The sequence below is a fragment of the Pseudomonas sp. QE6 genome, assembly GCF_041379005.1.
Lineage (GTDB): Bacteria > Pseudomonadota > Gammaproteobacteria > Pseudomonadales > Pseudomonadaceae > Pseudomonas.
In genome coordinates, this window is record NZ_CP166873.1 from 3,625,610 (window position 1) to 3,639,413 (window position 13,804).

Consider the following 13,804-nt stretch of genomic DNA (forward strand, 5'->3'; position numbering starts at 1 on the left):
CTCCTTACGGGTCAGACATTGGATGCAAACGGAATCGGCCCCGTCTTGCGCTGGTTCAGCACCACGCTCAATTGGGCACTGCCGGCGCTCCACGGCAGGTAGCCGGCCAGCGCCCAGCGTTGCAGCAGTTCGGCGATGACCTTCAGCTCCTGGCTGGCCGGCAACAGTCCGCTGAAGCGCGCCTGGCCCAGTACCGCGAAGGCGAGCGTCGGGGTGTCGGCGAGAAGCTGCTGCGGCCGTGCCTTCACTCGCTCCCACAGGGCCAGCAGTTGGCGTGGATGCCGTCCCGGCAGGCTGAGCGCCCGGCCCACGCTGCGCCCGCCCAGGCTCGCTGGGCGCAGGGCGAGCAATGCGGCCACGAACTGCGGAGTGGCCTGGTCGAGCATCTCGAACGCGCCGCGCTGGCTGGCGCTCATCTGCGTGCGCGGGTAGAGCCGCTCCCACATCTGCTCCAGGTCCGCCCACTGCGGGTCCGGGTAGAGCGCCCGGCCCATGGCGACGGACAACTTGACGCGAATCCAGGGTGCCGGATGCGGGTCGTCCAGGTTGATGCGCAGGACGAAGGCGCGCGGCAGGCTCACCACGCTGATCAGCCCGCAGGTCGCGCTGATGCCCACCCTCGAAACGGCCCAGAGATCCGCGACGATCTCGCTGATCCAGCGATCCCATGCGCGCCACCAGGGTGGTCCCTGGGACACGTTGGCTGCCGTCGCCCGGCGATAGCTGTTGGCAAGATCGAGCAGCGCCGACGCCTGGTGCCCGACTTCATGGAACAGCGACGCGGCGATGCCGGTGCCGACCATGCGTTCGCGCGGAATGCGGATCACGGCCACCGGGTTGGCCCCGCCTCCCGGCAAACGCGTGCGTGCGCGCCTGATTGCGCCGCCGTGTCCGCGTTCCACGTAGCAGATCACCGGCGGCGCCTGCAGGTTCACGCCCGGCTGCTTGAGGCCATCCTGGGCGGCGACGTCCAGTCCCGACAGCCAGATTCCCGTGCCGTGCTGACTGCGCTGCGTGAGCACTTCGGCGAAGATCTCGAAGTGCGTGAGCGACGCGTGGAAGTACAGCTTCAGGAGCGCGTAGTGGCGCTGCGCGAGTGCGATGTTCTGCGGCGTCGAGCGCAGACTGCGCAACCGCTGCAGGAAGCTCGCGATACGCACGCGCAACTGCTGGCGCGCCGCCTGCATGTGGCGCTCGATCGCCGACATGGCTTCGTCACTCACATTGGCCGCCGGAACCATCGGCATCTGCAGGGCATAGGGCAACTGCGCATCGAGACGTGCGCGTATGCCGAGCACTTCCTGTTCGATCAGCCGCAAGGCCATGGTGCACGCGTTCATCGCGCTCACCTCCCGAGGGGGTATCAATAACCAGGTCGAGGCGCGCCGAGATACAGGATGATCGTGCGGCCGCTGCGTGAACGGCGCCAAACGCCGCTGCTCGGTACGTTCGCAGCCTGGCTCTGCGCACTCCCGCAATTTGGGCAGCTCGCCGAGGCGTCCGTCATCCCCTGGGCATTGGGTCTGGGCACTCCATAGGCGGGCACCGGCGTACCCACGGACGCGCCGGCCGGGCCGAAGATCGGCGTGGCGCTCTGGCGTGCCGCGGCAATGCCGGTGCGTGCGATCTGTCGCATGACGGGCAGGAGGCCCGGTGCGACCTGGTTGGCCCCGCGCAGGAAGGCGATGCGTGCGGCCCGCGATGGCGGGACGTTCGGCGGCATGCTCACCAGGTGATTGGCCGCGTGCTGGCCGATACGTACGAGACGGCGCGCCACCTCGAATTCGCGGTCCTCGTTGCTGAGCCCCTCCAGTTCGAGCCCGACCGCGCTGCCGGCCATGCTGGCCAGCTTGCCGCCGATCACGCCGCCCGCGCCGGGCACGATGAGGTTGCCCAGGGCACCGCCGACCACCGGCAGCGCCGACTTCACCGCCGAGCGCAGGATGCCGCCGAGCGCCTTGCCCGCCGAGGATTTTGCGAAGTTGGTCGCGACCCGGCCCACGGACTTGATGAGTCCGCCGAGGAACTGTTCCATCTGCTGCTCGTTGTTGACCGAGAGCAGCTCGGCGGCGAGTTCGAGCTCCTGCATCTCGCCCGAGACCTCGGTCTCGAATTCGTTTTCAAACTCGTTCTCGAACTCGGTTTCGGCGTATCCGAGTTGCGACTCGAACTCGAATTCGCCTGCCAATTCCTGGCCGAACTCGCCAGCCAGCTCCTGTTCGAACTCGTTGTAGCCAGGCCCCCAACCGCCCGGTCTGGATGTGCCGATGTCGTGCATGTCCTTCTCCTTGAATCAGGTTGGCGAGATTGGTCCCGCGAAGGAGAAAGTGCAGAGAGCGTGCCAGGCGTGCGCCACGGCGCGCAGGCCGGCGGGGCAGGGGCTTCGCGCATTGGCGAAGGGGCGGAGGGCGAAGCGCGCTTCGCATTGGGCGGCAACGGAACGGGAGACGCGAAGCACCCTTCGCGTTCGCCGGCCGATGTCCGCCACTGGCCGGTTTCTGCCCCTGATGAGAGGCCGATAGCGACCCATAGCGGACGCTGAGCCCCGACGCTGAAAAATCTCGGCAGCTTGTCGTCCTCCAGGCTTTCAGCCTCGATTATCAACGTCCATTTTCGAACCGAGAAGCTTCTCGGCAAGCCAGCCATGTGTCGCCGCGCTCTCTTGTTCCCAAGGTTCGCCGGAGCCCATTCATCAGCGATGGTAACGGGGATCGACTGCTGTTCGTTGAAGAGGTCCGCTTTAGGTCACGCCACATCTCTGCCTTGTGAGTGATAGGCGAGGACGGCCTCGTCAGCTTTGCCAACCTGCCTCGGATCTATAGGTTAACTGCATCCGATGTGAGAGCGGACAGGCGAGTGTTCCAAACCAACTAGTCTTACGGTCATGGAATTTGCCGGAGGGAAGCCGATGAGCACAATCATGATCGTAGACGAGCATCCGATTGCCAGGCATGCGTTGCGTCTGCTACTGGAATCGGAAGGACACATAATCGTCGCCGAAGCGAGTAACGGCACCGAAGCGATAGAAATGGCTCGTAGACTCCGACCGAATCTGCTCCTGCTCGAACTCTCGATTCCTGGGCTGGGTGGTCTGGAAGTCATTCAGCGTCTGGCAAGGCAAACACCGGAAGTGCGAGTCCTGGTAGTTACTGGGCAAAGTACCGAGTACTTTGCCGCCCGCAGTCACGAAGCCGGAGCCTTCGGCTTCATCAGCAAGCAGACTGACTTGAAACAGGTTGGCATGGCGGTCAAGGCACTGCTGAACGGGCATACATACTTCCCGCGCGATACCGTCCTCGCGGTGCCTCATGTGCAGGCCGATAAGGTCGACGACAACCCGTTGAAGGCGTTGTCCGCGCGCGAGTTGACGGTACTGCAGATGCTCGCCAAGGGGATGACCAATAACGTCATCGGCGAGCGCCTGCTGCTGAGTGAGAAGACCATCAGTACCTACAAGACTCGGGTCATGCACAAGCTGCGGGCAGGCTCGATGCTGGAACTGTTCGATATCGCAAGACGCTATGGCCTGGTGGAGACAACCGCATTCAGCGACGAATCCCCGAGGTCGCCATTGCTGGACGAATCACACCAGCGGGAACTGGATCTGATGCACGAAATCGTCGATGCGCTTCCGCACGCCGTATGTGTGCGCGATCTCGAGGGGCGTTTGATTACCTGCAACAGCCGTTATCTTGAGCAGCATTCGCTCAAGCTCGAAGATGTAGTTGGCAGGCGCATATATGAAACCCAGGAGTGGCCGGAGGAGCATGCCCACTACATACACGAACGTCTGGTAGCCGGGACGCTCAAGGGACAGCCTTACTCTGCGGACGTTGTGCTGAAGATCCGTGGCGAAGATCGCGTTCTACGGCACTGGGGTAAGCCGTACAGAGACAGTGCGGGCAATCTGCTTGGCCTCATCTGCGGGAATGTCGATGTCACCGACCGGGACGACGAGCTACTCGATTTGAGGAACAGCAGCACTCGTCTGGAGATAGCAATCCAGGCCAAGGAGCGTTTCATGGAACGGATGACCGATGAAATGACTGCTTCGCTGAACAATATTGCCGCCATGCTCGATCTCGCCAGCGTTCCGCTGGAACCGGCGAAGCAGGCCGAGGCAATTGCCATCGCACATTCCGCGACACAGGGAATGCAGAAGCTGCTCGAAGATTTTCGGAGTTATCTGCGCCTGGAAGCCGGCAAGCACGCACTGCTGCCGGAGCCGGTGGACGTCAAGGTGTTAACCCGAAAACTCGTAGACGAACTCCAACCGTCCGCGCAAGCGCGAGGGCTGACTTTGCAGCTCGACACGGCTGGCAGCCTTCATACCAATGTCTGGCTCGACCCCCATGCGTTCACCCGCATCTGCCAGGCCTTGCTGAGCAATGCTTTAAGGTTCACTGAACAGGGGGGAGTTTCGGTGGAGCTGCGCTGCACTGGACTTGGCCAAGGTCTGATCAAGGTGGAGTTGATGGTGCGTGATACCGGCATTGGTATTTCGGAGGAGGACAAGGGGAACATGTTTGAAGCATTCAGTCAGCGGCTGGACGACCTTCGCATTCGTCGTGGTGGCAGTGGCATTGGTTTGGCCCTCTGCAAGCGCCTGGTGGAACGAATGAATGGCCAGATTGAATTGAAGAGTAATCCGGGGGAGGGTACGTGTGTGTCTGCGAAACTGATATTGCCGGCAGTGAAGCAACCCGACGCAGTGCGCCTTGGAGGTCGCGGAGACGATAAGTAATTTCCTACTTTTGAGTAAGACTATTCTGCTACGGCCGTGGCTATTGCTTTCTTAGAGTGGAGAGGTCCATTCCATTCTCAGGTGACAGCCATGTTCGGTGTATCTGCCAGGGTTCTGGTGCTGTGCCCACATCCAGGTCGTTTACTCATCTATAGCTCGATATTCAATTGCCTGGGATTCTTCAGGATGACGCTGTGTACGGATTTCACGGAAGTTCAGCGGGCCTGTGCGCGACAACAGTCATCATTCGATCTGTTTCTACTTGATGATTTCACTCCCGACCATGACGAGCTTTTTCGTCTGGAGACGATGAACAGGGCAAGGGCTTTCGATCAAGTAGTGCTGGTTGGCAACTTCGTTGAGGATGAGCGATATGGCCTTTTCGACTGGGCGTGGGCGAAACATGTCGGTTTGCTCGATGTAGTGGAAAAGCCACTCTCCATGACGCGGCTACGCAATGCGCTGGATGGACTTGTAATTGCGCCGGGCGCTTTGCATGGGTAAGTCTGCTGCGGGACTCGTCTCCAAGGTATTGGAGTTCTAGTACCCACGCGTCAAAACAGGTACGCCTCGCTTCCGGGCTTCTTCGAACGGGCGCAAGCAGGATTCTCCTGCTTGCGCCTTCTTATGTCTGCTTTATCAAGTTTGGCTGCCAGGTTCAGGGTAGTTGGTTCGAATCATCAGTTCGCATCTGGTGATGGGCTCTGCGCTAGGAAGAACAGATATAAAAAATATTCAGTGTCGCTAGAGAATGAATAAGGGCAAGAATATTCCTACATGCCGCGACTCTGTTTCCGATATGGACTAGGAAGGCTCGTACATACCCTATACACATGTTCAACACATTGTGTACGCGGCCATGAAAGTCAACCAATCTGTCGTCGATCCTCGGGAGTCTGGCTCAACGTTTTGGCAAGTAGCCTCGAAGCCTACCCGCGGTAATTTCCTGTCGCCGTCTGCGGTCTCTCAGTTGCGCAAGGCCGCTTGCACTTTGTTGATGGCGTGCCTGCCGCTGGGTGGTGTTGCGTACGCTACAACGTCCGCCGCCAGCCTGGCGCAACAGGCCCACCAGTTGCTCATCAATGGCGAGAATGCAGCCGCCGAGTCGATGCTGCAGCAGGCATCGGTGGTCGATCGTAACGATCCTTCCGTCATCTTCGAGCAAGCCCTGCTGGATGATGCGGCCGGCCGCCCTGACCGGGCCCGCAAAGGTTACGACCGCCTGCAAGCAGGGCCTCTGGCCAGGGCTGCCGCGGTGCCCTCCGCGGTGAATCTCGTCGCCCTCAACCGATTTACCCAGGCCCGGCAAGCCTTCGCGGCATTGGCGAGCAGCCAGAATGCCTACGAAGCCGGTTATTCCCAGCTCTGGCAGCTGTGGCTGACCGCGCGGACGCACAAAGGCAAGTCTGCCGCCCTGCGCGCAAAGCTCGCCACGGCCGCTGACAAGGTCAAGCCAGCCTCTCCGCAACAACGCGCACTTGCCGAGCTCTACGCCGGCAAGGGCAGTGTCGATGCCGTGTTCGCCGCCATCGACGGCATGGGCCTTGTCGACCCGCTGCAACGGCGTGACGCACGCAGCGAAGCGGCGCTCTTCGCGGGCGGTTATCTGCAATACGTTCGCCGGGACTCTCCCGCCGCGCTGCGCCTCTACCAGCAGGAACTGTCGCATCCGGGGGCTTCGATCGAGAGGCCGCTCCTGAAGCAGGCACTCGCCAGGCTGCCCACCGCATCTCGCTGAATTTCTCAATCCCTTTTCCCTACTGAAATCCGACTCTCTCGGGTCGGGAAGGAGTTATATCGCCATGAATAAGGTATATCGACTGGTCTGGAACACCACTCTCAATGCCTGGGTGGTAGCAAGCGAAATTGCCAAGTCCTTCCGCAAGGGTGCCAGCCGTGTGGCTCGCGTGGCAGGTATCGCCACGGCTGTAGTGCTCGCGGTGATAGGCGGGGACGCCGACGCCTATATGGTTGATCCTGATTCCCTGCAAAACGGCGGTACTACCGCGAGTGATGGTGCGAACGCTTCAAACACTGCAATTGGATCGGGTGCGGCGGCTACAGGCATGAGGAGTGTAGCGGTCGGTGAGAATGCGACAGCGAACGCATACGGCGCGACGGCGGTGGGAGCCGATGCCTCTGCTACCGGACAGAACGCCCTGGCTGCGGGTGTGGACGCCCGCGCAACCTGGATGGACGCCACCGCCGTCGGCACCCGTTCTGAGGCCTCGGCAGAAAAAAGCACGGCAATTGGGGTCGATGCCAAGGCCAGCGGGCAATTCTCCGTGGCCATCGGCAGTAATGCCCAGGCGAGCGCAATTCATTCCTTGTCCTTGGGCAGCGATAGTCTTGCTGCGGGAACGTCGAGTAGCGCCTTCGGTCAGAACGCCCAAGCCTTCGGAGACTTCTCCGCCGCTTTCGGCTCAGGCAGCCGCGCCGCCGGCTCCTCCACCGCTACTGGCCAGGACGCCCAAGCCCTCGGTGGCTTCTCGGCCGCCTTCGGCTCGGGCAGTCGCGCCGATGGTTTCTCCACCGCTGCTGGCCAGGGCGCCCAAGCCCTCGGTGGCTTCGCCGCCGCTTTCGGCTCGGGCAGCCGCGCCGACGGTTACTCCACCGCTACTGGCCAGAATGCCGTGGCCTTGACAGTGGATGGCCAGGGCTGGGCCACTGCCGTGGGCAACAGCTCCCTGGCCAACAAGGTAGGAGCGACGGCAGTAGGTGCTGGAGCGCAGGCTACTGGTGACAGGTCGCTGGCGCTGGGTGCCGATACCAGGGCTACAAACGACAATAGCGTTGCTCTCGGCGCCGGCTCAGTGACCGAGGCTGCCGTGGGCACCAGCGGTGCGATGATCGGCAATGTGGGCTACTACACCTTCGCCGGCGACAACCCGACCGGTACCGTCAGTGTGGGTAGCCTGGGTGACGAGCGGACCATAACCAACGTGGCGGCCGGTCGCATCGCCCCTGACAGCACCGACGCCATCAACGGCTCGCAGCTGTTCGGCACCAATGTAGCGATCGAAAACCTGAGCAACCATGTCTGGAATATCGATCAGTTCGGCACCAGGTACTTCCACGCCAACTCCTGGGGCCAGGATTCCATGGCCTTGGGCTGGGACTCGGTGGCAATCGGCATGGGCGCGATGGCCTACCACGATCGCAGCGTCGCTCTGGGCTCCGAGTCCATCGCGGACGGCAGCACCCTGGGCAACCAGGCTTATCTGGTGGGCGGTACCGCTACAGCCGAAGTGAACATCGGCGACCGCCGCATCACCGGCCTGTCGGCCGGCGCGGAGGATTCCGATGCGGTCAACGTCGCACAACTCAAGGCTGCGGCTTCCGCTTCGGTCGCCGATGCGGTGATGTACGACAACAGCACCCATAACAGCATCACCCTGGGTGGTGATACCTACGACAACAGCACGCACACCGGCGGCACCACCATCACCAATGTGGCCAACGGCGTGAACGACAGCGATGCAGTGAACATGTCTCAACTGAACGAGACCAACACCAGCGTCACCAACCTCACCACCAATATCGACAACGGCACCATCGGGCCGGTACAGCGCACGGGTTCGGATCAGCTGTCGCTGATCGCCGCCGGCGGTGATGCCAGCAACCCGGGCAGCGCCCAGGTGCTGACCAACGTGGCAGCCGGTGCGGTCAACGCGAGTTCCGTCGATGCGGTCAACGGCTCGCAGCTGTATGCGACCAACCAGCAAGTGGACGCCAATACCACCAACATCTCCAACATCTACAAGACCGGTATCAAATACTTCCACGCCAACTCCACCGGCGCGGACTCGGTCGCCTCGGGCGTGGACTCTGTGGCCATCGGCATGGGGGCGAAAACGGCACCGACATCTACTGACGGCATCGCCATCGGGAGGGGGGCTGACGTCTCCTCAAATGCTGCAGGCGCCATCGCTATTGGTTCGGGGGCTGTCGCCTTGGGTAACGTGGGTGCCGTGACAATCGGCCGAAACACCAAGGTATGGACCGGCGGCGTAGCCGTCGGCGATTCCGCCCAAGCGTACAATAACAACGGCGTGGCCGTTGGCACCGAGGCCAACGCCACTGGAGGTACCGATTCTGTTGCCATCGGCTACAGAGCTGCCAATGCCCTAGGCTCGAATGGTTCTACGATAGTAGGTGCCTACGCCAAAACAACCGGAGGTGCAGAGCGTTCGACCGCACTTGGCACATATTCCACTTCGGCGTGGCAATCCACTGCGGTGGGCGCAAATTCCTCAGCCACCGGTAATAGCAGCCTTGCGCTGGGACAGGCGGCTTCGGCAACGGCTGTTACATCGGTGGCGCTGGGCCAGAGTTCGGTGGCGAGTACTGCGGCGGGTATCGCGGGTTACGACCCTCTGACCAAGATGGCTTCCACCAACACCAGCGCTACCTGGAAGAGCACCCTGGGCGCGGTCAGTGTGGGCAATGTGGCGAACGGTTTGACCCGCCAGATCACCGGGTTGGCGGCCGGCACGCAAGCCACCGACGCCGTCAACGTTGCGCAGCTCCAGGCCGCCGCGTCCGCTTCGGTCGCCGATGCGGTGATGTACGACAACAGCACCCATAACAGCATCACCCTGGGTGGTGATACCTACGACAACAGCACGCACACCGGCGGCACCACCATCACCAATGTGGCCAACGGCGTGAACGACAGCGACGCAGTGAACATGTCTCAACTGAACGAGACCAACACCAGCGTCACCAACCTCAACACCAACATCAATAACCTCACCACCAATATCGACAACGGCACCATCGGGCCGGTGCAGCGCACGGGTACGGATCAGCTGTCGCTGATCGCCGCCGGCGGCGACGCCAGCAACCCGGGCAGCGCGCAGGTGCTGACCAACGTGGCAGCCGGTGCGGTCAACGCGAGCTCCGTCGATGCGGTCAACGGCTCGCAACTGTATGCGACCAACCAGCAGGTGGACGCCAATACCACCAACATCAGCAACCTCGATGGCCGCGTGACCAACGTCGAAGGCGACGTCACCACCCTGCAGGGTGATGTGACCAACCTGGACGGCCGCGTGACCAACATCTACGAGACCGGCACCAAGTACTTCCATGCCAATTCCACTGGCACCGACTCGGTCGCCTCGGGCGTGGACTCGGTGGCCATCGGCATGGGCGCGGTGTCCAGCCATGACGGCAGCGTCGCCCTGGGCGCCGGTTCCATCGCGGATGGCAGCACCCTGGGCAATCAGGCCTATCTGGTGGGCGGTACCGCCACCGGCGAGGTAAACATCGGCGACCGCCGCATCACCGGCTTGTCTGCCGGTGCGGGTGACACCGATGCGGTCAACGTCGCTCAGTTGAAGGCTGTTACTTCTGCCTCGGTGGCTGATGCGGTGATGTACGACAACAGTACCCACAACAGCATCACCCTGGGTGGTGATACCTACGACAACAGCACGCACACCGGCGGCACCACCATCACCAATGTGGCCGACGGCGTGAACGACAGCGACGCAGTGAACATGTCTCAACTGAACGAGACCAACACCAGCGTCACCAACCTCAACACCAACATCAATAACCTCACCACCAATATCGACAACGGCACCATCGGGCCGGTGCAGCGCACGGGTACGGATCAGCTGTCGCTGATCGCGGCCGGCGGCGACGCCAGCAACCCGGGCAACGCACAGGTGCTGACCAACGTGGCAGCCGGTGCGGTCAACGCTAGCTCCGTCGATGCGGTCAACGGCTCGCAACTGTATGCGACCAACCAGCAGGTGGACGCCAATACCACCAACATCAGCAACCTCGATGGCCGCGTGACCAACGTCGAAGGCGACGTCACCACCCTGCAGGGTGATGTGACCAACCTGGACGGCCGTGTGACCAATGTCTACGAGACCGGCACCAAGTACTTCCACGCCAACTCCACCGGCACCGACTCGGTCGCTTCGGGCGTGGACTCGGTGGCCATCGGCATGGGCGCGGTGTCCAGCCATGACGGCAGCGTCGCCCTGGGCGCCGGCTCCATCGCGGATGGCAGCACCCTGGTCAATCAGGCCTATCTGGTGGGCGGTACCGCCACCGGCGAGGTGAACATTGGCAATCGTCGTATCACCGGCCTTTCGGCTGGGGCTGACGATACCGATGCAGTCAACGTCGCCCAGCTGAAAGCCATCACCAGTGGCTCCGTCGCAGACGCAGTGATGTACGACAACAGCACTCACAGCAGCATCACCCTGGGAGGTCCTACCTATAACAGCGTGACCAAGGTGGGCGGCACCAAGATCACCAACGTCGCTCGCGGTGTGGATGACAGCGATGCGGTGAACATGTCCCAGCTCAACGAGACCAACGAGCGTGTCACCAACATCGACGGTCGTGTGACCAACATCGAAGGCAGCATCACCAATATCAACAACGGCGGCGGCATCAAGTACTTCCACGCCAACTCCACCAAGGCCGACTCGGTAGCCAGCGGTGTGGATTCGGTGGCGATCGGCCCGAACGCACAGGCCAGCGGTAAAGGCTCCATGGCCATGGGGGACGGTGCCAAAGCTTCGGCCGATGGCAGCATGGCCCTGGGGCAGGGTGCCAGCGACAACGGGCGTGGTGCCGAGACCTACACCGGCAAGTATTCCAACGTGGCAAATGCCAGCGTCGGCACTGTGTCGGTAGGCAACGCGGTAACTGGCGAGACCCGCACTATCAGTAATGTCGCTGACGGCAAGGAAGCCACCGACGCCGTGAACCTTCGTCAGCTCGACGGCGCCGTCGCGGAGTCGAAGGCCTACACCGACAACTCGGTGAAGACCATCAACGACACCGTGGTCAACGTCGATAAGCGCGTGAGCAAGGTCGAGGGCGATGTCACCAACATCCAGAACGGCACGGACGGCATGTTCCAGGTGAACAACACCAACCGTCTGCCCAAGCCCAAGGCCACCGGCGCCCAATCCACCGCAGGCGGCGCCGGTGCCGAAGCGGTCGCTGACAACAGCACTGCCATCGGCTCCAACGCCAAGGCCAGAGGCCGCAACTCGGTGGCAATTGGCGCCAACTCGATGGCTGATCGCGAAAACAGCGTCTCGGTGGGTAGTGCAGGTGCCGAACGGCAGATCACCAACGTCGCGGCCGGTACTGTCGAAACCGATGCGGTGAACCTCGGCCAACTGAACAAGAGCGTGGCGGACATCACCAACAATGCGAACGCCTACACCGATGCCCAGGTCAACGGCCTGCGCCATGACCTCAACGAGATGGACGATCAGCTCAGTGCGGGCATCGCCGGCGCCATGGCCATGGCCAGCCTGCCGCAACCCTACAGTCCGGGCGCCAGCATGGCCGCGGCGGGGGTCGGCAACTACCGCGGTCAATCGTCGCTGGCGGTGGGTGTATCGCGGATCTCCGACAACGGCAAGTGGGTAACCAAGCTGCAGGGCAGCGCGGATTCCCAGGGCGAAGTCGGTGTCTCCGTCGGCGTCGGTTATCAGTGGTAATCCCATTCGGGCCCGGCGCGAGCCGGGCCCTTTCCGAGTGATTCGAATTCGAGGTAAGCATCATGTCCACTTTCTTCCACCGTACCGTCGTCGTAAGCATTGTCATGCTGATGACCGCCGGCCTCAGCGCCTGCGGCACCCGCATGCTCAGCGATGTCGATGCCCAAGGCTCCACCGACAAGCCGGTGTTCCCGACCGTCCAGGACGCCAACCGCCCCGAAGGCACCTACGTCAACCTGGAAAACCTGTCGAAGGTATTGCCGGGCATGACCAAAGCCCAGGTACGAGAGCTCATCGGCCCTCCCCATTTTGCCGAGGGCATGTTCGATGTCCGTGAATGGGACTACGTGCTCCGCATCCGTCCCTCCGCCAACGCGGCGCAACGTACCTGCCAGTACAAGGTGCTGTTCGACGACCACCTGGTGGCGCGCTCCTTCTTTGCCCTCCCGCAGGGCTGCCTGGATGGCCTGACGCACATCTCGCCGGTCGCCGAACGGCACCAGGCAATGGCTCACTGATTCTTAAAACCTATCTGTTTCGTTTATCGAGGTGTCCCACCATGAACATCAAACCTCTCCTTGGCGCCGTCCTTCTGGGCTCCCTTGTCATTTCCGCCGGTTGCAAGCCGGGCTCTGACGAGCAGGTCGTGCAACGCAACTGGGTCAGCGTACCGGCGCTGCCGATCATCCAGGAGGCGGTCAGCTCCCTGAAGCCGACCTTCAGTGGCAAGCGCGATGCAGGCCTGATGACTCAGGTCTGCGGTCTGGCCCGCGGCGAGCTGACCCAGCAGCAGGTCGATGACAACTTGAAGAAGGCTGGAATCAAGCTCGACGACAAGGCCAAGGACGCTACCGTTCTCTTGCACAACGGTGACAAGGCAGGTCAGGCGACGGCTTGTGCTGCCTACCTGGCGACGACCGTGCTGCAGCCAGTGGACGCCGGAGAGTTCATGAAGAGCGTGGCGATGCCGGAGGAGGGGGGGAAGCCGGCCCAGCCGACGCTGCAAGTGGATCCTGCTCGCCTGGGCCAAGTGCTGCCGATCAAGGTGGCCGAGGCCAAGGCCAATGGTGATGTATTCGCGCTGATCGCTACGGAGTTGCAACGGCGGCCGGGTCTGACAGTGGCTGAGTATCGCAAGCAGTCTGGTGAGCTCTTCGCTCGGCTGGCCCCGCAGTATCTGCAGCGGATCAAGGACCAGTTGCCGCCGGATGGAGCGATTTACCGGCTGAAGCGCTTGGATACTGAGCGCTTCGCCTTCGGCAGCTCGTTGGGCGCGTACTTCGAGTACGGCACCGACAGCGGCCTGGTACTCAAGCAGAACGGCATGACCTGGTATGGCGACGGCAAGCTGCTGGGGCAGGAGTACCCGTTGCAGGTGGCTTACTTCCCCGAGGCGGTGAAGTCCCTGCTGGCTCCCGTGAAGCAGTGAGCGAGATAGCGGCCATTTGTGCCGAATGGCCGCTTCCGCCTTTGTGGGCAATCGGTAGATGCAACAGCGAGCTACTGCTGTTGACGGCCAGCAGCTACCGACCCATTGCGGCCGCTCGTGGATGGCCTAAATCGGCCAGAAGCTGCC

8 protein-coding genes and 1 pseudogene are annotated in these 13,804 nt (G+C 62.2%); 7 read left to right on the top strand and 2 right to left on the bottom strand.

The window, feature by feature from the left end; genetic code table 11:
- Positions 1-11 precede the first annotated feature (11 nt).
- Complete coding sequence (locus ACAW63_RS16785) at positions 12-1,340, bottom strand: hypothetical protein (RefSeq protein WP_371226979.1); 1,329 nt, start codon at positions 1,338-1,340, stop codon at positions 12-14.
- Between the two features lie 23 nt (positions 1,341-1,363).
- A complete protein-coding gene (locus tag ACAW63_RS16790; protein ID WP_371226981.1) occupies positions 1,364-2,278 on the bottom strand; it encodes a hypothetical protein in 915 nt (304 codons plus the stop codon).
- A 630-nt stretch (positions 2,279-2,908) separates the two neighbouring features.
- Between ACAW63_RS16790 and ACAW63_RS16795 the strand changes: the two genes are divergently transcribed.
- The 7 genes and pseudogenes from ACAW63_RS16795 to ACAW63_RS16825 all read left to right on the top strand — a co-directional run bounded on the left by ACAW63_RS16795 (position 2,909) and on the right by ACAW63_RS16825 (position 13,657).
- Positions 2,909-4,744 (top strand): response regulator, encoded by a 1,836-nt coding sequence (locus tag ACAW63_RS16795; protein ID WP_371226983.1) that lies wholly within the window; start codon positions 2,909-2,911, stop codon positions 4,742-4,744.
- A 90-nt stretch (positions 4,745-4,834) separates the two neighbouring features.
- Positions 4,835-5,248, top strand: a complete 414-nt coding sequence (locus ACAW63_RS16800) for a hypothetical protein (protein WP_371226985.1) — start codon at positions 4,835-4,837, stop codon at positions 5,246-5,248.
- A gap of 355 nt (positions 5,249-5,603) precedes the next feature.
- On the top strand, positions 5,604-6,482 hold the full coding sequence (locus tag ACAW63_RS16805; protein WP_371226987.1) for a hypothetical protein: 879 nt from the start codon (positions 5,604-5,606) through the stop codon (positions 6,480-6,482).
- A gap of 64 nt (positions 6,483-6,546) precedes the next feature.
- Positions 6,547-6,846, top strand: a pseudogene (locus tag ACAW63_RS16810) (ESPR domain-containing protein); the annotation flags it as partial.
- Between the two features lie 21 nt (positions 6,847-6,867).
- Positions 6,868-12,228, top strand: coding sequence for a YadA-like family protein (locus tag ACAW63_RS16815; protein WP_371234691.1), 5,361 nt, complete (start codon positions 6,868-6,870; stop codon positions 12,226-12,228).
- A 62-nt stretch (positions 12,229-12,290) separates the two neighbouring features.
- Positions 12,291-12,746: an outer membrane protein assembly factor BamE gene (locus tag ACAW63_RS16820; RefSeq protein WP_371226989.1), complete on the top strand. Its 456-nt coding sequence runs from the start codon at positions 12,291-12,293 to the stop codon at positions 12,744-12,746.
- Positions 12,747-12,787: 41 nt separating this feature from the next.
- Positions 12,788-13,657: a hypothetical protein gene (locus ACAW63_RS16825; protein ID WP_371226991.1), complete on the top strand. Its 870-nt coding sequence runs from the start codon at positions 12,788-12,790 to the stop codon at positions 13,655-13,657.
- Positions 13,658-13,804 lie beyond the last annotated feature (147 nt).